General features: G+C 32.0%; 14 protein-coding genes and 1 pseudogene. 12 read left to right on the plus strand and 3 right to left on the minus strand.

Annotated features, from left to right (window positions below; genetic code table 11):
* The first annotated feature begins 508 nt into the window (after positions 1–508).
* The 6 genes and pseudogenes from HMPREF3186_RS06535 to pyk form a co-directional block, all read left to right on the plus strand.
* Positions 509–922, plus strand: coding sequence for a hypothetical protein (locus HMPREF3186_RS06535; protein ID WP_060914467.1), 414 nt, complete (start codon positions 509–511; stop codon positions 920–922).
* A gap of 2 nt (positions 923–924) precedes the next feature.
* Positions 925–1,653: a peroxide stress protein YaaA gene (gene yaaA, locus HMPREF3186_RS06540; RefSeq protein WP_060914468.1), complete on the plus strand. Its 729-nt coding sequence runs from the start codon at positions 925–927 to the stop codon at positions 1,651–1,653.
* A gap of 53 nt (positions 1,654–1,706) precedes the next feature.
* A complete protein-coding gene (locus HMPREF3186_RS06545) occupies positions 1,707–2,297 on the plus strand; it encodes a flavin reductase family protein (RefSeq protein ID WP_060914469.1) in 591 nt (196 codons plus the stop codon).
* A 40-nt stretch (positions 2,298–2,337) separates the two neighbouring features.
* On the plus strand, positions 2,338–5,607 hold the full coding sequence (locus HMPREF3186_RS06550) for a DNA polymerase III subunit alpha (protein WP_060914470.1): 3,270 nt from the start codon (positions 2,338–2,340) through the stop codon (positions 5,605–5,607).
* Between the two features lie 128 nt (positions 5,608–5,735).
* Positions 5,736–6,698, plus strand: coding sequence for a 6-phosphofructokinase (gene pfkA, locus HMPREF3186_RS06555; RefSeq protein ID WP_060914471.1), 963 nt, complete (start codon positions 5,736–5,738; stop codon positions 6,696–6,698).
* Positions 6,699–6,807: 109 nt separating this feature from the next.
* Positions 6,808–8,241 (plus strand): annotated as a pseudogene (gene pyk / locus HMPREF3186_RS06560) (pyruvate kinase); the annotation flags it as partial.
* 918 nt (positions 8,242–9,159) lie between these two features.
* Here pyk and HMPREF3186_RS06565 read toward each other — a convergent pair.
* Positions 9,160–10,146, minus strand: coding sequence for a D-2-hydroxyacid dehydrogenase (locus HMPREF3186_RS06565; RefSeq protein WP_060914473.1), 987 nt, complete (start codon positions 10,144–10,146; stop codon positions 9,160–9,162).
* Between the two features lie 546 nt (positions 10,147–10,692).
* Here HMPREF3186_RS06565 and HMPREF3186_RS06570 point away from each other — a divergent pair.
* The 5 genes from HMPREF3186_RS06570 to HMPREF3186_RS06590 all read left to right on the plus strand — a co-directional run bounded on the left by HMPREF3186_RS06570 (position 10,693) and on the right by HMPREF3186_RS06590 (position 15,966).
* Positions 10,693–10,965: an autorepressor SdpR family transcription factor gene (locus HMPREF3186_RS06570; protein WP_060914474.1), complete on the plus strand. Its 273-nt coding sequence runs from the start codon at positions 10,693–10,695 to the stop codon at positions 10,963–10,965.
* Positions 10,952–11,566: a DUF1648 domain-containing protein gene (locus tag HMPREF3186_RS06575; protein WP_060914475.1), complete on the plus strand. Its 615-nt coding sequence runs from the start codon at positions 10,952–10,954 to the stop codon at positions 11,564–11,566. The genes HMPREF3186_RS06570 and HMPREF3186_RS06575 overlap by 14 nt, the downstream gene beginning before the upstream one ends.
* 148 nt (positions 11,567–11,714) lie before the next feature.
* Entirely contained in the window at positions 11,715–14,036 is a 2,322-nt protein-coding gene (locus tag HMPREF3186_RS06580) for an ABC transporter ATP-binding protein/permease (RefSeq protein WP_060914476.1), read from the plus strand.
* A 405-nt stretch (positions 14,037–14,441) separates the two neighbouring features.
* Positions 14,442–15,296 (plus strand): YdcF family protein, encoded by an 855-nt coding sequence (locus tag HMPREF3186_RS06585; protein WP_231724178.1) that lies wholly within the window; start codon positions 14,442–14,444, stop codon positions 15,294–15,296.
* A gap of 316 nt (positions 15,297–15,612) precedes the next feature.
* The gene (locus tag HMPREF3186_RS06590; RefSeq protein WP_060914477.1) at positions 15,613–15,966 is read left to right on the plus strand and encodes a hypothetical protein; all 354 of its coding nucleotides are present in this window, start codon (positions 15,613–15,615) and stop codon (positions 15,964–15,966) included.
* A 90-nt stretch (positions 15,967–16,056) separates the two neighbouring features.
* On the opposite strand, the gene HMPREF3186_RS09640 is transcribed toward HMPREF3186_RS06590, so the two are convergent.
* Together HMPREF3186_RS09640 and HMPREF3186_RS09645 are read right to left on the minus strand one after the other, a co-directional pair.
* A complete protein-coding gene (locus HMPREF3186_RS09640; protein ID WP_084812674.1) occupies positions 16,057–16,431 on the minus strand; it encodes an IS3 family transposase in 375 nt (124 codons plus the stop codon).
* Complete coding sequence (locus tag HMPREF3186_RS09645) at positions 16,428–16,562, minus strand: DDE-type integrase/transposase/recombinase (protein ID WP_156438983.1); 135 nt, start codon at positions 16,560–16,562, stop codon at positions 16,428–16,430. The genes HMPREF3186_RS09640 and HMPREF3186_RS09645 overlap by 4 nt, the downstream gene beginning before the upstream one ends.
* 953 nt (positions 16,563–17,515) lie before the next feature.
* Between HMPREF3186_RS09645 and HMPREF3186_RS06600 the strand changes: the two genes are divergently transcribed.
* A partial coding sequence (locus tag HMPREF3186_RS06600; RefSeq protein ID WP_156438984.1) for a YSIRK-type signal peptide-containing protein occupies positions 17,516–20,640 on the plus strand: 3,125 nt, incomplete at its 3' end.

Raw genomic sequence — 20,640 nt, forward strand, 5'->3', positions numbered from 1 at the left:
CATGCAGTTTCTGCATTTGTCAACAGCCTGAAGTATTATTAATAATACTATTATAATTTTTAATCTATCATCGTTACTCATATAAAATCCCCCTTTTTAAAATTCCTGAAATTAACTTATAGTCAAAGCTCCCTAATTAATTCCATAATTTTTTAGATTATTTTAATTTGTTGATAATAAATTTTTTTTATAGCAAATCTATCTTATAATAATATTAAATGTATAGTAAAATATATATTATATCTTACTTATATTATAACACCTAAAGAAAACGTTGTCAAAACAATAAAAAGTGAGAAATGTATTTATTTATGTGATAATTTTCAGTAGTAGATTTTAGGTCTGATCAGTTCTACTACAATAATAAAATAACAGTAGATAATATAGTTTTCTTTGAAATCTAGCGTAGTTGTGTATGTAGCGTATTATTAGCGTTTTTCATGTTTTTCTTATAAAATATATAGAAGAACTTTTAAAAAATTTATTGTAAAATATAGGAGAAAATTAAATGAATACATTACACCAATCTTTAACAGCATTATTAGCAAAATTAGAAGAAAAAGAAGTACTAAAAAAAGAAAATATTAACACAGAAGACCTTAAAGCTGAGGAACTTGCAAAACACATTCGTGATCGTTTTGCTAAAGAGCACGCAGACTTAGAAATCCGTAGACTTTTAGAAACAGTTCACTACGCTAACACTTATGAAGACAAAGTGCTTAAAGAAACAGCGTTTTTAGTAGATGAAATTAGTGAATATATGTTTAAACTAGAAATCGCTAACCGTGATTTCGTTGTAGGTTACTTTAATACATTAATTATCGATCCAGCTGTAGAAGCAACAGAGTACAACTTCGTGTTAATGGAAGTTGAAAGCTTAATTGAAAACAGCTTCTTAGAATTACCTGAAGAAGAGGAATAATAATGAAAATCTTAATACCAACAGCCAAAGAATTGAACAAGAAGGCTATTTCACATGGAAAGGTAAGTCTAGGTAACAAAAGTACTGAAATAGTAAGTGCAATAGCTAAATTAAGTGTGAAAGACCTGGCGAAGGCCTATAAAATCAAAGATGAGAAGGCTGTGGAAGAATTTTCCCGTTGGCAGGCTATTAAAAATAAAACGGCGAAGAGTTACGAAGCACTGGAGTTATTCAATGGCTTGATGTATAGAAATATAGATCGCGCTGGTTTTGATGAGACTGATAAGAAATATATAAAAGAAAATGTCTTTATTACAACATCTTTATATGGTGTAATAGGTGCTTATGATTTAATTCAAGAGCATAGATTAGACTTTTTACAAAATATCAAAATATCAAGTCAGTCTTTAAAAAACTTCTGGCGTGAAGACTATGATAAGAGTATCAAGGATGAAAAGTTAGTTGTGTCATTACTTTCTAGTGAATTTGAAGAGGTATTTTCAAAAGAACAGAGGGATAGATTTATTAGACTTAGCTTTATGGAAGAAAAAGAAGGGGTGCTAAAAGTGCACTCTACAATATCGAAAAAAGCTAGAGGTAAGTTTTTAACAGAACTTATAAAAAACAAAGTTTCTTCTGTAGACGAAATGAAACAGATCAAATTTGATGGTTTCGAATATAACGAAGAGAATTCAGATGAAAAGACATTGGCTTTTATAGCGAAAAGATAAAAAAATAAGGAAGGTTAAATATAAAAGGAAAATAAGAAAAAGGACAGAAGAAGATGAAATTAGAAACTAAAACCAGTAAATTATATTACGGATTTCCTGTAATATTAATAGGTTATAAGGACAAAAAATGGAAATACAACGTGACGGCTTGTAGTTCATCATATTCACTAGGTGATATGATTACAGTTGGACTTACAACAGATAGTAATGCAGTAGATAACATTAAAGAATATGGGGAATTCACTGTTAACGTTCCATGTCAGCAAATACTTAGTAAGGTGGAGATTGCTGGATTCCATTCAGGTCAGAATAAAATCGGTATGGCTGATATGACGTATGATCCAGCAAAATATATCGATGCGCCGATTATGGATGAGTGTATATTATCACTTGAATGTAAAGTTGAAAATATCTCAGAGTATGGGAAATACACGAATTTTGTAGCATCTATAAAACGAAGAGTTGTTTGTGAAAATCTTCTAGATGAAGAAGGAAATATGAAATATATTCAATTCAATCCAATTTATTTTATGGGTGATGACAATAAGAGAGTATATCGTTACTTTAATGAAGCGAGCAAAAACCATGGAGAAAATATGGGTTGTTCGTCAGATGAAGATGAATATAACCCACTTTGCGGATAATATAATTGAACAAAAATAACGAAGAAAGGAGGATATTAGTATGTATTACAATATGCAAGTACATAGTGCATATGACTTATTGAATAGTACAATTAAATATGAGAGTCTGTTTTTAAAGTTAGCAAAAGATAATCAGCAATCGGTTGTAATAGTAGATCCGAATATGTATGGAGCGATAAAAGCTCATAAGCAAGCTAAAAAATCAGGGATAAGTTTAATTCAAGGTTTAGAAGTTAGTTTGGGATATGGAATTGGGCTTTTAAAATTCAATTTACTGTGTAAAACAGAGAAGATGTTTTATAAATTATTAGAGATTTCTACAAAGTTTATGAATGGAGAAGAGTGGACTGTTGAAGATTTTTCTAATGATATGGTTGATTACAGAGAAGACTTTGTTTTGATTGTTGTAGATGAACTTAGGGATAGTATGGAATTCTCTTATTTAAAAAATTTACTAAGTAAGTATGATTTTTATTTCGGTTTTAATGAGAGTTTCCAGATAGGTCTTTATAGTGATTATGATAATATTGTTTATACTAAACCAAGTTTCTATCTAAATAAAGAGCACTATCAGCAAGTCATTGTTAGTCGTGCTATTCGCGATAATAAGAAACTTAATATACAGGAGCTTACGACTATCTCAGGAGAAGACTTTGTCAAAGAACAAAAAGACTTTGAAGAAATCTTGGTACCAGGAGATGAAGAACTTCACATTATTTTTGAGAAGTCATTTGCTAATCAAAAATTAATAATAGATAGCTGTAAATATGAATTGAATTTTTCAGGATATCATTTGCCTAAGTATATTTGCGGAGAAAAAGAAGAGATATTCGAAAAGTTATCTTCTAAAGAGTACTTGCATTACTTAGTTCAAAAAGGAGTTAAGGAAAAGCTAGTAGGTAAAGACTTATATCAGTATAAAAAGCGATATAGTTATGAGCTTAAGATTATCGATGAGATGGGCTTTAATGATTACTTCTTAATCGTGTATGATTTTGTGAAATATGCCAAGGATAATGGGATATTAGTAGGTGCAGGACGTGGTAGTGCTGCTGGGAGTTTAGTATGTTATTTACTAGATATAACAGAAGCGGATCCATTGGAATACAATCTTCTGTTTGAAAGATTTTTAAATAAAGAGCGTATTTCTATGCCTGATATAGATATAGACTTCCAAGACACTAGACGTGATGAAGTCATAAAATATGTGGAAAAAAAATATGGTTCTGATAAGGTAGCACAGATTATTACTTTTACAACATTTCAATCGAAAAGTGCAGCCAGAGAATCGGCGAGAATATTGCAGTTTGATGAACAGACTCTGAAGTTTATTAGTAGTAATATTAGCTCTACAAGAACATTAAAAGAATGTTATGAAATATCAGAAGAATTAAGAACGTTTATTAATACAAGTAATATTAATAAACGTTGGTTCAGTATAGCGCTAAGTTTAGAGAATCTACCGAAAAATCCATCGGTACACGCAGCCGGTATAGTAATAAGTGATGACAAACCATTGGTTAACTATACACCTTTAGCCGAATCGAATATGACGAAGTACTTAACTCAGTGGACGATGGATGACGTAGAGAGTGTTGGTTTATTAAAAATAGATTTCTTAGGTATTAGATACCTAACTATGGTATCGAGTATTGTTGAAGAAATTAGAAAAGAGAATCCGGCATTTGATATAACAAAGATAAATTATCAAGATCCTAAGGTCTATGAATTATTTGCAAAAGGTAAGACAGAAGGTATCTTCCAGTTTGAATCAAGTGGAATGAAGGAGAAATTGAATCTACTAAAACCTACTGAATTTAATGATATTGTCGCTATGAATGCTCTTTATAGACCGGGACCGATGGCTCAAATAGAAGTCTATGTACGTAGGAAAAATAAAGAAGAGCAAGTAGTATATCCACACCCTCACTTAGAAAAAATATTAAAAGATACTTACGGGGTAATTGTTTATCAAGAGCAGATTATGTTGATTGCGGTGAACTTCGCCCATATGAGCCTCAATGAAGCGGATAATATGAGAAGAGCGGTAAGTAAAAAGAAAAAAGAAGACCTTGAGTACTATGGACGTATTTTCATAGAAAAAAGTGTTGCTGCTGGCTATGATATAAAAGTCGCCGAGAAACTTTTTGATCTTATCGTTACCTTTGCGAATTATGGTTTTAACAAGAGCCATGCTGTTGTTTATAGTATGTTAGCTTATCGATTAGCTTATTTAAAAGTCTATTATACTAAGTATTTTATGACAGCCTTATTAAATAACGTAATAAGCAGTGAGAAGAAAATAAATGAATACAAACAAGAGCTTATGAACCTAGGTATTAATCTTGTAAAACCTGATGTTAATAGAAGTTTGGCTAATTTTAGAGTCTTTAAAAATGATATTGTTTTTGCATTAACCGCAATAAAGAATGTTGGTTATAGAAGTAGTTATGAAATAGTCCAAGATAGAATTAATTTCGGATCATATCTAGATATAGATGATTTCTTAAAACGAATGAATAAGAAGGTTGATTATCAAGCTGCAGTTTCATTAGTTAAAGCTGGCGCTTTAGATACTTTTGGTTATAATCGAGCTACTTTGATGAAAAAGGTAAATGATTACTATTCAGATAATAGGCAGTTTATAAATAATGTACGTGTTGCGTTGTCTGCAGAAAGTGGTCTAACATTAAAGGTAGAAGAGATAGAAGACTATTCAATCACAGAAAAAATCCAAATGGAAAAAGAAGTCACAGGGACATACTTCTTAAAACATCCAGTCCAAGTAGAAAAAGAGAAGTATTCTTATTTACCGTTACAGTATATTGGTGGTGAAGTCAGCGATAGTTATGTAGAAATCATAACGAGAAAAGAGATACGAACTAAAAATGGCGATTATATGGCATTTTTAACAGTTAACGATGGAAAAAATGATTATGATGTTACTGTTTTTCCAAGTGTATTCAAGTATGCTAATGTATTTATAAAAGCAGGAAGTTTCGCTGTTATGACTTTGAAAAAACAACTTCGTAATGGTAGAGAACAGTATATCCTAGAAAAAATTGCCAGTTTAAAAAATTATAGAGAATATTGCCTAACTAATATAAAAACTATCTATACAATTATTGATAAAGAAATATTAGAGCTTTTATGTGAATATAAGGTTGATGATGGAAGAGTTAAGGTAATAGCCTTGCTTGATAATGATTCTACAAAAGGGAAGACAATTACAATTAATAACGAACATGAATTTGTTCAAAAATTTTTGGAAAAGTTCCCTGGAAAACGCATCAAAATCACATATAAGTAAAAAAACAAAAATAATCGAACAAAAATAAAACAAAATTCTGTTTTTACTAGAAAAAATCTCAAAAATATGATATTGTTTATAGGTAAATTCAAAAATAATTAATAAAATTATGAGGAAGGTAAGACTACATGAAAAAAATCGCAGTTTTAACAAGTGGTGGGGATGCACCAGGAATGAACGCAGCTGTGCGTGCCGTTGTAAGAACAGCAATCTATAATGGATTAGAAGTTTATGGAGTATATCAAGGATATAAAGGATTAGTTGAAAACAACATTAAAAAACTTGAAGTAGGAGATGTTGGTAACATCATTAACCGTGGTGGTACAATGCTTTATTCAGCACGTTTACCAGAATTTGCTAACCCAGAAGTTAGAAAAGGTGCTATTAAAAACTTAGAAGCTCTAGGAATTGACGGACTAGTAGTAATTGGTGGAGATGGTTCTTACCGTGGAGCTATGGCTTTAAGTAATGAAATGAACATTAAAACTATCGGTGTACCAGGAACAATCGATAATGACATCTGCTGTACTGACTTTACAATTGGATTCGATACTGCACTTAACACTATCGTAGACGCAATTGATAAAGTTCGTGATACTGCATCAAGTCACGAACGTGCATTCATTATCGAAGTTATGGGACGTAACGCAGGAGATTTAGCATTATTTGCTGGTATCGCTGGAGGAAGTGAAAGTCTTCTAATCCCTGAGAAAAAAGAAGATATCGAAGAAGTAGTTGCTCGTATTAAAGCAGGGGAAGATCGTGGTAAAAAACACTCAATCATCGTTTTAGCAGAAGGTGTTATGGGTGGACAAGAATTAGCTAAAGAATTAAAAGAACGTACTGGAGAAGAAGTAAGAGCTACTATTCTAGGACACATTCAACGTGGTGGAACTCCATCAGCTCAAGACAGGGTATTAGCTTCAAGATTAGGTAACTACGCTGTTCAATTATTACTAGCTGGTAAATCAGGTCGTGCAGTAGGTATTCAAAATAATAAACTTGTAAGTACTAAATTTGAAGATGTATTTTGTGATGTTCACAATGTAGACTTAAATATCTATGAAGTATCAAAACAACTTTCAATCTAGTATCGAAAAACGTTTTCATTCTTGGAAATAACTATTTTTTAGGAAAGTATTTGAAAATTTATTGGAAATAAGTTAAAATAATAAAAGATTAAAAATTAAGAGGTATATTATGATACAGAAAAAAACAAAAATTATTTGTACTATTGGACCTAAGTCTGAAGCTAAAGAAACATTAACTCAAATGGTAGAGTTAGGGATGAACGTTTGTCGTCTTAACTTCTCACACGGTGACTACTCAGAACACGGTGCAAGAATCCAAACAATCAAAGAAGTTAGAGAAGCTACAGGAACTAACTTAGCTATCCTTTTAGATACTAAAGGTCCTGAAATCAGAACTCACAACATGGAAAATGATGCAATCATGTTAGAAACAGGAAAAGATGTTATCATTTCTATGACTGAAGTTCTTGGAACAACTGAAAAATTCTCAATCACTTATGGTGAATTAGTACACGACGTTAAAGCTGGAGATACAATCCTACTTGACGACGGATTAATCGGATTAACAGTAAACAAAGTTGATGTTGAAGGTGGATTAATCTACACTACTATTCAAAACGGTGGAGTACTTAAAAACAAAAAAGGAGTTAACGTACCAGGTGTATCTACAAAATTGCCAGGTATTACTCCAAAAGATGAAGAGGATATTCGTTTCGGATGTAAACAAGATATCGACTTCGTTGCTGCTTCATTCGTTCGTACAAAAGAAAACGTACTAGAAGTTAGACGTATTCTTAAAGAAGAAGGATGTGAACACGTTCAAATCATCCCTAAAATCGAATGTCAAGAAGCTATCGATAACATCGATGAAATTATCGAAGTATCTGATGGTATTATGATTGCTCGTGGAGACCTTGGGGTTGAAGTACCAGCAGAAGAAGTACCAATCATGCAAAAAGATATTATTGCTAAATGTAACGAAGCTGGTAAATTCGTAATCACAGCTACTCAAATGTTAGACTCAATGCAAAAAAATCCACGCCCAACACGTGCCGAAGTATCTGACGTAGCTAACGCAATTTACGATGGAACTGATGCAATCATGTTATCAGGAGAATCTGCAGCGGGTGCTTACCCAATCGAATCAGTTCGTACTATGGCTACAATCGCTAAACGTACTGAAGAAATGCAAGATTACTCTCGTATCTTAAAAGAACGTTCTAAAAAAGTTGTATCTAAAGATATTACAAATGCAATTGGGGTATCTGTAGGATACACAGCTCTAAATCTAGACTTACACACAATAGTAACTTACACTGAATTAGGGAAAACAGCTAGATTAATTTCTAAATACCGTCCAAACGCGTCTATTTTAGCTGTAACTCCAAGTGCTAAAGTTGCTCGTGGATTAAGCTTAGTATGGGGAGTTGATGCTCAAATCTCAGAACAAGCTAAATCTACTGATGAAATGTTAGTAACAGCGGCGAAAATTGCTAAATCTTCAGGATACGCTAAAGTTGGAGATGCTATCGTAATTACTGGTGGTATCAACACTTCAGTAAGTAATGCTGGAACAACAAACTTCTTAAAAGTTTCTGTAATCGACTAATATAAAATTAAAGAAGAAGTAGGAAAAAATCCTATTTCTTCTTTTTATATATTTCTTTGTAATTTAAAAAATATAGGAAAAAAATATAAAGTAAAAACAAAAAGGGCCCGTAATGGACCGCTTTTCGTTATATGAACACAAAATAAAATTTAGGGTAAATTATTATTTTGTAGTATTGATCGGAATTGCTTCCGACATTAAATTAAAAGTTTATTGTTAAATAAATTTAACAACCGAAAGGAAATATATGACTATAGTCTTATAGTCGTTAAAATGGAAGTCGAAAGAGTCTTCCACAGTTTTAAGAACAATCAAATAGATTGCATGAGATATATAGATATATCCTCTTGCCTATTAACTCATGTAACAATACCATATATTGTTTGGGAAAATGGTCAACTCTTGATATATTAGCTAATTTATTTAATTTGAAATATTCCCACAATATAGATACTTCAGCAATAATTAATATCAAATGTAACAAATAGTATAATTGAAAAGAAATTAAATAATATTAATTATACCAAAATATTTTAATGATAAAATTATCTTATTAACTGTTTATATTTTTATTTTATCATATTGTAAACGTTCGTCAAGGATGCAGATATTAAGTTGAAAAAATATATTCTTATTCTTTTATTTGTATATGCATGTTAAAAAGCTGGAATTTAAAGAATAAATAAAAATATGTAGTATATGAAAACTAATAAATAATGGTATTTACAAAATAATAAAATTATAAAATTTATAAATTAGAATGTGATAAAAGATAAGGAAGAGGAGAGACTAGAAGCATAAATTAAAAAACTCAGTTTCTGGCCTTTCCTCTTATAGAGAGTGGTATGTTTAAATGTTACAAAATCAATTTAGATTCTTGATTAGAATCTAAATTGATTTTTAATTTTTATATTATCTGTTTACAATGTTAGGAGAATCTCCAGTAGTTATTACTTCTACTGCGGCATTTAAAGCTCCTTCTACAAGATTTTTAACTGCTGTTTCAGTGTAGAAGGCAGTGTGTGGTGTGTAGACAATATCATCTCTGTCAATTAATTCTTGCATCAATTTATCATCAAATTCTTTATTTGAGAAGTCTTTAGGAACGTAATTCCCTTCATTTTCATACACGTCAAGACTAGCTCCTAGTAGTTTACCACTGTCAAGTGCGCGAATAACAGCTTTAGTATCAACAAGAACACCACGAGCCGCATTAGCGAAGATAGATCGGTCTTTCATCTTGCTAAAGAATTCATCGTTTACCATGTGAGTATATTCTTTTGTAGCAGGTACATGAATTGTAACTACATCAGATTGAGCTAATAATTCATCGATACTATCAACATACGTTAACACTTCACGAGCTGCATCAGAAGGGTATAAATCATAACCTATAACTTTACAACCTAATCCCTTAAATAAAGTTGCTGCTTGACGTCCAATGTTCCCTGTTCCAAGGACACCTACAGTAAGAGTTTGTAGTTCTCTAGAAATAATATTTTTATTCCATGTGAAATCATGTTTTTCAACGTTGTTTAAAATTTTTCTAATATTTCTGCTTATGTATAGAACAGTTGTCACAACATGCTCAGCAATCGCGTTAGGTGAGTAACGTGGAACGTTTGTCATGCTAATTCCTAATTCACGCATGTATTTAATATCGTAAATATCGAATCCAGCCATTCTGTTTGCGATAACTTTTACACCTTGCTCTTTTGCATAATCATAAACTTCTTTTGCGAATGGTCTGTTTTGGAACATAACTGCCCCTTGTTTTCCTTCTAATAGATGTTTTGTTTCCCCTTCGTGTAGATCAACTTCTACCTCCGGATGTTCTTTTAACCATGCATCAACAAATGGTCTTTCATCTTCTCTTAAGTTAAATAGTGCTAATTTCATAATAAATCTCCTTTTAATTTTTTTATATTTTAGCTGAATATTAGATTAGAATATTGTATTAAATATATACGTAGTAATATCTAGTATTCAGCTAAAACATAACATTGTAAAAAGTAGCAACACATTTTAGATAACGCTTACAACTTTTATTTTAACAGAAAATTAAATTATGTCAACACATGATAAAAAATGATACAGAAAATATATTTAATAAAAAATAATACGCTTACAACGTTGTTGTTATAATCTTTATTTAGGAATATCAAGCGAAGAGGCTATTGCTGAAGGCAGTTAGCCTAAAAATAGACATTAATATGAAAGTATCAGAGACAAATATTATTATATTTATTAAAAATACGATTATAAAAATTTTTTAATTTATAGTACAGTTGATAGGGTGTGTTAAACAAATTCTAAGAACTATTTAGAAATTTTTCTAAATAGTTCTTGACTTTAATATTAAGGTAGAGTTATAATCTATTTAGAAAGATATCTAAATAGAATTGTAGTTCGCGATATGCAATAAAAAGAGGTGATATATATGGGATGAGTGAAACTTTAAAGGCGATATCTGATCCAGTAAGAAGAAATATACTAGAAATGTTGAAAGAAGAGAAGAAAAGTGCAGGGGAATTAGCTTCGGAATTTAATCTATCTGGAGCTACTGTCTCTTATCATCTAACTCAATTAAAGAAAGCGGGTTTAATATTAGAATCTAGACATAAGAATTTTATATACTATGAATTAAATGCCAGTGTATTCGAAGAAGTGTTGGTCTGGATCTATGGTTTAGGAGGAAAAGACGATGAAAGTAGATAAAAAAAGTTTGTTTTTAAGTGTCGGTATCTGTTTATTGCCGATATTAATTGGAGTTTATTATTATGATGTACTACCTGAACAAATAGCTGTACATTTCAATGCTAAAGGAGAGTCAGATAATTTTGTGAGTAAAACTCGTGTGATTGTCGAACTTCCTATATTCTTTGCTATAGTTCAGGTTATAATTTCATTAGTTGTAGATTTTGATAAAACTCCGAAAAAAGGTGCGTTAATTATTAAGGGAATTGTACCTTTGATAAGTGTTCTAGTTCAAGGCGGATTAATAGCATATGCCTTAGATAATAATTTTAATGTAACGAAATTAACAGCTCTTGTCATCGGGATATTGTTTATTGTACTTGGTAACTATCTGCCTAAAAAAGAATTTTGGGGGAAATACAATTTTAATCTTTTTGGTTTAGAAAAAGGTGTTAATGAACAAAAAGTAGTTAGAGCTTACGCGTTGTATATGACTTTTAGTGGAGTTGCTATATTTATTAGTGGATTCTTTAGTTCAACAGTAGCGTTAGTTTTAATAGTTATTTCGGCAATTTTCTCTACGGTTTTACCTTTTTACCTGGTTAAGAAATATAAAGCTTAGTAATAGATTATAATAAGTAGCATACATGTATACCTAGAAGAGAGTATTCTTTCAATGGGGATATATTGTATGCTATAATTACATACACGAGAAGTTTTATGTAGTGAAAAGTTTAAGTTTGTCTAATAATAAATTAGGAGGACATAGAGTGTTAGAACTTAAAAATATAGTTAAGAAGTATAATACTGGTGGTAGTGAAGTAGAAGTACTAAAATCTGTAAATATTCATTTTAGAGAAAATGAATTTGTCTCGATTTTAGGAGCAAGTGGAAGTGGAAAAACAACGTTATTAAACATCATAGGTGGATTAGATAAATACACATCAGGTGATATGGCTCTTATGGGGCGTTCTACTAAAGAGTTTAAAGATAGAGATTGGGATAGTTATAGAAATGGGACTATAGGTTTTGTCTTTCAAAGTTATAATTTAATATCTCATTTAAGTGTTATTGAAAATGTAAAATTAGCTTTATCTATCTCAGGTCAGTCAAATGCTGAAAATGATGAGAAGGCGAAAAAAGTATTAGAAGATGTTGGCTTAGCGGAGCATCTTTATAAAAAACCTAATCAACTTTCTGGGGGTCAGATGCAAAGGGTGGCGATTGCTCGTGCATTAGTAACTGATCCAAAGATTATTCTTGCTGATGAGCCTACAGGAGCGTTAGACAGTAAGACTAGTGTTCAAATTATGGAACTTATTAAAGAGATAAGTAAGACGAAGTTAGTTATAATGGTAACGCACAATCCGGAACTTGCAAAAGAGTACAGTGATAGAATAATACGAGTTAAAGATGGAGAGATTCAAGAAGATACAAATCCGTACATAGTTGAAGAGGTCTCTGATAATGGTTTTGCTTTGAAGAAAACTGCGATGGCATTTAATAGTGCGATTAAATCTAGTTTTAAGAACCTACTTACGAAGAAGTTCCGTACGTTTATGACGGTTGTTGCGAGTAGTATAGGGATTATTAGTATAGGTTTAGTATTGTCTATTTCATCAGGGATGGATAAATATATTCAAACGATGCAAAATGAAAACTTATCATCTATGCCGATTATGATTAGTGCAAATCAGGTGAATTTTGGGTTAAGTGTTGATGATGATAACTCGGAAAAAGACTCGAACGCCTCGGAATTAGTGCCGAAATCACGTCGAGACGTGCATAGAAATTTATACTCAGTTGATTCGTTAGGGAATGGAGAAACATTTATAAGTTATATTCAAAATAATGCGAAGGATTATTACTCTACGATTGATTTTGCAGAAGGTTATAAATTACAAGCATTAACTAAAAATGCAAAAGGTGATGTAGTAGCTGTAAAACAAGAGCAAACTTCATTGAATGATAATATTTTTGGCGTATTACCAGAAGATAAGAACTTAATTATGAATCAATATGAAGTGGTAAAATCATCTAAAGAAAGTTTTGAATATCCTAGCGATAATGAGGTTGTGTTATTTACTGCGAAGAATAACGAAATTGATAAAGCTACGATAAAAGCTCTAGGATTTGATGAAAACACAAAAGTTAAGTATGAAGATGTTATCGGAAAAGAATTTAGCGTTATAGATAATAATAACTATTATAGAAAAATTGGTGATGGTTTTGTTCCACGTGATGTTGATACTAAGATGTATGATTCGGGAACTAAGGTTAAAGTAGTGGCTATATTAAAAGCTAAAGATAGTTTTACTAGACCTCAGATGACGATTGGTTATACAAGAGCTTTACAAAAAGCGATGATAGAAAAAGAAGCTAAATCTGATATTGTAGTTGCACAAGAAAAAGACAAAACTAGAAATATTATAACTAATCAGAAGATGGATGGTGACACTGCCGAACAAGTTCTTGCAACGTTAGGAGCAAAAACTGCACCGAGTGCAATTAATATTTATCCAAGATCTTTCAATGATCGTGATAAAATAGCTGGGGTTATAAATGACTTTAACAAGAAAGTAGCAGAGAAATATGGTTCAGATAGCTCAGATTATCATAAATATAGTATTACGTATGCGGATTTAGCAAAGCAAATGACAACAATTATGTCGCAGATGATTAATACAATTTCGTTAATCTTATCGGCATTTGCGGGAATTTCATTAATTGTATCATCTATTATGATTGGGATACTAACGTATGTATCTGTAGTAGAGAGAACGAAGGAAATTGGTATTCTCCGTGCAATTGGTGCTCGTAAAAAAGACATTACAAGAATCTTTATCGCAGAAGCAGGATTAATCGGATTTATTTCCGGTGCTGTAGGTGTAGTGGTGACTATGCTTCTATCTATTCCTATTAGTAGAGCTGTTGCTAAGGGATTAGAAGTGGAGAGTTTTACAGCGTCATTAAATGCTCAAGCCTCAATAGGATTAATAGGTCTTAGTTTAGTACTAACACTTATAGCTAGTATTATTCCATCGAGAATAGCTGCGAAGAAAGACCCAGTAGAAGCGTTAAGAACTGAATAATAAATAATATGAGGAATAGTAGATTGTGTTATAATCAGAAAGTTGAGATAAAGTACAACTTTTGATAGTTAAATCGAATCTAGTATTCCTCGATTTTTTTATTTGTTGTGTGGATAATTGTAAAAGAAGAATTACTGATGGTTATTGTTGCTATTTAAGTGCAATTGACATGTTTTTTAGTTTACAATATAATTTATATTATACATGTATTAAGTAGGGGGTTTTTATGATTGTAGGTTCATTTATAGTTTTTGTAATATTTCTTTTGTTGTTTTTATTTGTTCTGTATTTAGATAGAAGAAATTTATTTCTAGGAATATTTTTATAGCTACAGGTTTGAGTTTTATTTTTTATCTAATAGCTTTTACTGGTCATCATGCACAAGATAATAGGTTTATCTATAATTTGGGTGTAGTATTAGTTTATATAGCAGTGGTAATATTCACTCTGCTGCCGATTGTAGTAGTAATTCTGTTTTTATACAATTCATTTATGCTTATTAGAAGAGAAGGATTAAGGATTAGGAATCTACTGAGTCTAGCTACATTTTTCTTACTTGTAGGTTACATTGTTTATTGGCCTCGTGTTGCTACCTACACACGTGATAATATTCTGTTAGATACTCTCTATGTTTATGTCAGTTTAGTAGTTTTATATTTTTTATGTATAGCAATGTCTTATTTAGTATCTAGCGTTTTAAATTTCATTAATATTCTACCGAGAAGGATTGATTATGTGGTAGTTTTGGGTGCAGGATTGATAGGTGAGAGAGTAACACCTCTTTTAGCTAGTAGAATTAGAAAAGGGATAAAAGTTTATAAGGCTAATCCTGGAAGTAAACTAATCATGTCGGGAGGGCAAGGTCCCGATGAAGTAGTATCTGAAGCCTTTGCAATGAAAAACTATGCTCTTGAGCAGGGGGTTGATGAAAAAGATATAATCTTAGAAGATAAATCAACTTCTACCGAAGAAAATATTATTTTTTCGAAAAAATTTATTCCGGCTGATAAAAGTTTCGCGTTGGTGACGAATTACTATCACGTATACCGTGCATTAGTCCAAGCAAAAACTTTAGGTTTTAGATGTATTGGGTATGGAGCACCGACAAAGTTTTATTTCAGTCTTAATGCTTTCATTAGAGAATTTATCGGTTATTTATATTTCAAGAGGAAACAGCACGCTATAGTTTTAGGGATACTTACATTCTTGTTTATAGCTTCTATCCTATTTGTGGAAATATACTATTGGATTAATTATTAGGAGAGTTAAAGAATAAAATAAAAATACATTAAGAAAAACTCGAGCAAACCAACTTAATTAAGATTGGAATTCTCGAGTTTTTTTATTGTTTTAAGTATGAAAAACATCGTTTTAGGTGATAAATGAACTAAACTAAGAAATCTTTGATACAATAAGAATATAAACAACGTTGAGTACAGGTTTTATGGAAATTTCGAAAAAATAATTAAATATTAATATTTACTTTGTAGTTTGTCGATTTAATTACAGAATTAGGAAAATTAATTACCTTAGAGATAGATAGCTACATAGTAGATTTGGAGTTGGAGGAGAAATTATGGTTAAAACTATTATAGAATTAGCTTTAAGGTTTGTGGTATTCTTTATACTTATATACTTTCTAACATTCGGTTTTACAGAGGTTAATCCAGGTATTATTCTTACATTATTAGCAATATTAGTGATGACAGTATTTGTTCGGGTGTTTGCTTTGCTTAGAAAACTTCCTGCCATACATCCTGCAAAAGCGAAAGTGATAGGAAATACAAGTACATTAGTAGTAATATTACTTTTTGCATATATTAATAAAAATTTTTCAGAAGTTAATTTAAAATTATTTATGCTAAGTTTAGGTGTGTTTGCTATTATTACTACAAAGAATATTATTGAATATAAAATATTAACTAAATAAAACTAAAAAAACATGGCGTCGGTATAATTTGTATCATTATGAAGTTGCCATGTTTTATTTTAATTATTGGAGTGTTCTTTAATAGTTTTTTTAATGTTCATAAAACGCCAATTCTTTCTCGTTAGGAGTTATAAGTCCTAACGAATAGTGTGGTCTTTTAAGATTGTAAAATCCCTCAATATACTCAAATAAAGAAAGTGTTAATTCTCCAATTGAGTGATAATTTTTTCTATTGCACTCCTCTTTCTTTAGATACTTAAAAAAGGCTCGCAACAGATATTTAAAGAACGACTCACAGAAAGCATTATTGAAAGGATATCCTTTTTTAGAAAAAGATTGAATTACGTTAAATTTGTCCAAAAGTTTTCTAAAAGGAGCTGCTGTGTACTGAGTACCATGATCAGAATGAAACATAAGACTAGTAGGAGAATTTCTTTTATTGTAATCATTATTAAATGTGCTCATAATAGGTTACAATCAGCTTTATTAGAAATATTCCACGATATAATTTTTCTAGAAAATAAATCCATAATTATACATAAATAAAACCAAACACCATTCACTTTTATATAAGTAAGATCGCTAGCCCAGACCATATTAGGCTCAGCAGGATTAAATTCTTGTTTTAAGTGGTTATATAGTTTAGTATCCTCACAGTTTTCTTTACTCGATTTGATAAAAGGTTTAGAAGTAGACGTAGTAGAGTGATTTGATTTTTGAATTAATCAATATACTCTTCCAACGTTAACTTTAATACCATAATCACGCTACAAAATATGAGTAATTTTATATGTACCAAGTCGCTTATCGTAGTCTCCATGAATTTTTAGAAATTATTTGATTTTCTTAGATTCTAGGAAGTATATTATTTGAGATATATTTATAGTATGTGCTTCTATTAATATTGAATACTTTACATAACAGCTTAATATTATGTTGATTTCTAAAGGTGAAAATAGCATTTAATCTTTGTTTGAGTGTGGAGTGAAGATGGTAATCCCCTTTTTTAAAATTTGGTTTTCTTCTTCTAAATTGAGTACTTCGTTTTTGAAGTTTTTTGTTTGTTTAGTGGTAAACACATCTTCACGTTCAGTTTTAATCTCAGAATACTGTTTCCCCTATTTATTAACAAAACTTAAAGAAATATCATAATATGTTGAGTCTTACTATTTTGATATAGACTAATAACTGATCTTTTAAAATCTTCATCGTAGACATTTCTTTATTTTATAATACGTCCTCTCTGTGTCTGATTTACTATATCTTGTGGGCGCTAGGTGTTTACTTTCTTTGTATTTTCTGGTGGAATTAGTTTTAGACATAGTAAAAATATTCTTGATATTTTGTTGTGAATTTATTGTATCATAATTTACTGTATTTTTTATTTTAAATTTACATAATTTAATTTACATAATTTAAGTTATATTTTAAGTTCAAAAAGTATAATGAGACTGTTAAAATATAATAATTATATATAATTATTATTATAAACACCTATTAATCTTGGATTGTTTTTATTTTTAAGAAATATAAGGAAGGAGAAATCTAAATGATAGGAAAAAATAATAAGTATTTAAAGGATACAAGAAATGGAGTAAAGGTTGAAAGTTACTCTATTAAAAAGTTTAAAGTAGGGGCGGCTTCAGTTGTTATTGGTGCTAGTATTTTCTTTGGTGCTGGAGCAGTAGCTCAAGCTAGTGAGGAAGTATCAAACAACACAACAGCGGATAATACAACAAACGCTGGAGCTAAAGAAAATGTTCCTACTGCACCAGTAGCGACGACACAACCAGTAGCTAAAGAAACTACTAAAGAAGACGTAGCAGCAGCAGTAGCGGCAAAATTAAGTGGAGAAACTGCAAAAGAAGTTAAAGCTTTAGATAAAACTAAACTTGAAAACTATATTGCAGAAATCGAAGCAAAATTAGCTAACGGAACATATGAAAGCAAAACAGAAGAGAGTGTTGCAGTATTAAAAGAAGCGCTAAAAGTAGCGAAAGACACACTAGAGAACGCAACAACTCAAGACGAAATTAAAAAAGCTTACAATAAACTTGTAACTACAGTGAACACTAAATTAAAAGCAAAACCTGTAGAGAAAAAAGAAACTCCAGTAGTAGATACTACTAACGGACAACCAACTGTAGGTAAAAAAGCAGAAAACACTGAGAAAAAATCAGAATCTAATTCAATCGAAAACACAGGATCTAACGACTCACGTAACGGTAAAGCATTAGATAAGAATAATGCTTTTAGAGCGGCGATTAATGGATCACTCAATTCAAGTGAATTTTCTGGTAAGAATGCCAAACAGTTTCAGTCAGTTCGCTACAGTGTGGATGGAGCCAAAACAGCTTGGACAATCGATGTTGTACCAACTCATAATGGTATGCAAACTCTTGGATTGCTGGTCGCATCAGATGATACCATTGAAAGTATTGATGTTGTAGACCGTGGTCCTAACGCTGGAAAACTGAATGAGCAATATTCCCCTAATAAAAGTTATAAAACTTCTATGAGTAATTCTAAAGCTTTAGTGGAATATTATTCATATGCTGGTGGAGGAATTCCTGATTCGATTACCTATAGAGTAGTGACTAAAGGTACCAACCACAATCTGTTTGCTCGTTTTGCAACAGCTCCTGCAAAAACCACACTAGAAAATGCTGGGTTAAATGGTACAGCAGCTATTAAAAGTCGTATGTCAGAATTCCCAGAAGGTGGTGTTAATATCTCATCAAGACTGGCACCACAACCAGGAGTGAACAACACCTATACCCAAACAAATGACACGATTACAGTGCCTACAGTAGCTTCTACAGATACAACCGTGTCAGGTACAGGTCAGCCAGGTGCTATCATCAATCTTAAGAGTCATGGTAAAACTGCTAAGCAAACTCAAGTTGCAGCAAACGGCCAATGGTCAATCCCACTTGATTTTGGTTTGAATAGCAATACTACTGGTGGTGCACAGTTAGTTGCTGGGGATAAGATTAGCGTTAGCCAAACGGTTAGTGGTGTAGAAAGTGCTGATACAGATGTAAACATCTCTCTAGGTCACTCAGAAATCGTTCCATCATCTAAATCAAAACAACAGAATAATCTTGTTGAAAATGATAGAAACGTTACCTTGAAAGTGCCACACGATGCAGGAGCAGCTTACTTCCAATTCACGGACGCTGATGGCAACGCTAAAGAAGTTGGGCTTAAACGTGATGCTATTCCAGGTAACTGGAAAGTGAACTCTTCAAGCAGTGCACTTGCAAGCGTTACTTCAAGTGAAGATGGCAAGTTCTACTCAACGATCAATTTGGCATTGAACAAAGATATGAAAGCTGGAACAACAGCTAAAGTTATCTCTAATATGCAAGAAGGTAGCTATTCAAGTCTTCAAGGATGGCAGTCACGTAACGTTGAAGAAGCTCCAAAAGAAGAGACTCCAGCGCCAAAACCACAACCAGAAACACCAAAACCACAACCAGAAACACCAAAACCAACCACTCCAGCAGCAGATGCAACAACTAGCGGTCCAGAAATTGTCAATGATTTGGCAGGTAAAGCAAGTACGCCAGCTGATGTGACAGTAAAAGCACCAGCAGGTTCAACTGTTAAGCTTTACAACACAGATGGTGTTGTGATCGGTGAAGCTGTTGCTAATGCTCAAGGTGTAGCAACTGTTCACCCTACAAACAGTCTTCCAGCAGGAGAGATTACAGCGACTTCAACACCAGCAGGTGGTAAAGAGTCAGCTAAGAGTGCACCGATTACGGTTACAAAAACACCAACTCCGATTGAGAACATACCAAAGACTACCATTCCTTATTATCAGTTACAAATGATGACCAATGCGACAAAGGTGACACTTTATCGTGGAGATCACCTTAGTTTAACAGGTGCAGCTGCCGGGACAGCCTTGCGTTATTTTGGGATTACTCAAGAAACAGCTTTTAATATCGCAGGGGTAAAACCATCGGGTGGATTAGAAGATAATGGCAGTTCAAAAATAACAAATAGCGATGCTAAAGCCGAAGGTACTGTTGCATGGAACCAACCTCTTGGAGATAAGACGATTACTTTTAGAGTTATTGGAAGTCCAGATCCAACAAGCGAAGATAGGGCACAAATCGATCGACATATCATTGTTACAGTTCTTGAGGTTGCTAAAAAGTATGAACCAGTTGCAGGTACAAAATTAGATGTTGCGAATTCTAATAATCTTAGTGAAGATGATAAGAACAAGGTTATCGCCTCTGTTAAAGCTGCTAACCCAAGTCTTCCAGCAGATTCACAATACAGTGTGGATGAAAAAGGGAACCTTACTATCACTTATCCTGATGGATCAAAAGATAAGATTGCAGTAGCATATCTAGTAAATCCAACAACTCCAGCAGCTCCAGCAACTCCAGCAGCTCCAGTAGTAGCACCAACAGTAGAGATTCCATACTCTAATAAAGATACTAAGGAAGTTTATGTATATGCTGGAGAAGAAAACTCATTCGATATCAAATTCAAAGATGATAGCGGAAAAATTGCAAGTGCTACTGTAAAACAAGGTGGTAACAGAGCGTTTGATGATGTTGCAGGTGAAGCAAATACTATCAATACTCAGTATGGATTTAAAGCAAATGTTATCAATGCTGAAACTCCAGCGACAGAAAAAGCCCCAGCAGTCAT

This window comes from Gemella haemolysans (assembly GCF_001553035.1).
Taxonomy (GTDB): domain Bacteria; phylum Bacillota; class Bacilli; order Staphylococcales; family Gemellaceae; genus Gemella; species Gemella haemolysans_B.

Bases quoted from the DNA above. Each gene is read 5' to 3' on its own strand.
- HMPREF3186_RS06535 (WP_060914467.1), top strand. From the start codon at position 509: ATGAATACATTACACCAATCTTTAACAGCATTATTAGCAAAATTAGAA.
- yaaA (WP_060914468.1), top strand. From the start codon at position 925: ATGAAAATCTTAATACCAACAGCCAAAGAATTGAACAAGAAGGCTATT.
- HMPREF3186_RS06545 (WP_060914469.1), top strand. From the start codon at position 1,707: ATGAAATTAGAAACTAAAACCAGTAAATTATATTACGGATTTCCTGTA.
- HMPREF3186_RS06550 (WP_060914470.1), top strand. From the start codon at position 2,338: ATGTATTACAATATGCAAGTACATAGTGCATATGACTTATTGAATAGT.
- pfkA (WP_060914471.1), top strand. From the start codon at position 5,736: ATGAAAAAAATCGCAGTTTTAACAAGTGGTGGGGATGCACCAGGAATG.
- HMPREF3186_RS06565 (WP_060914473.1), bottom strand. From the start codon at position 10,146: ATGAAATTAGCACTATTTAACTTAAGAGAAGATGAAAGACCATTTGTT.
- HMPREF3186_RS06570 (WP_060914474.1), top strand. From the start codon at position 10,693: ATGAGTGAAACTTTAAAGGCGATATCTGATCCAGTAAGAAGAAATATA.
- HMPREF3186_RS06575 (WP_060914475.1), top strand. From the start codon at position 10,952: ATGAAAGTAGATAAAAAAAGTTTGTTTTTAAGTGTCGGTATCTGTTTA.
- HMPREF3186_RS06590 (WP_060914477.1), top strand. From the start codon at position 15,613: ATGGTTAAAACTATTATAGAATTAGCTTTAAGGTTTGTGGTATTCTTT.
- HMPREF3186_RS09640 (WP_084812674.1), bottom strand. From the start codon at position 16,431: ATGAGCACATTTAATAATGATTACAATAAAAGAAATTCTCCTACTAGT.
- HMPREF3186_RS09645 (WP_156438983.1), bottom strand. From the start codon at position 16,562: ATGGTCTGGGCTAGCGATCTTACTTATATAAAAGTGAATGGTGTTTGG.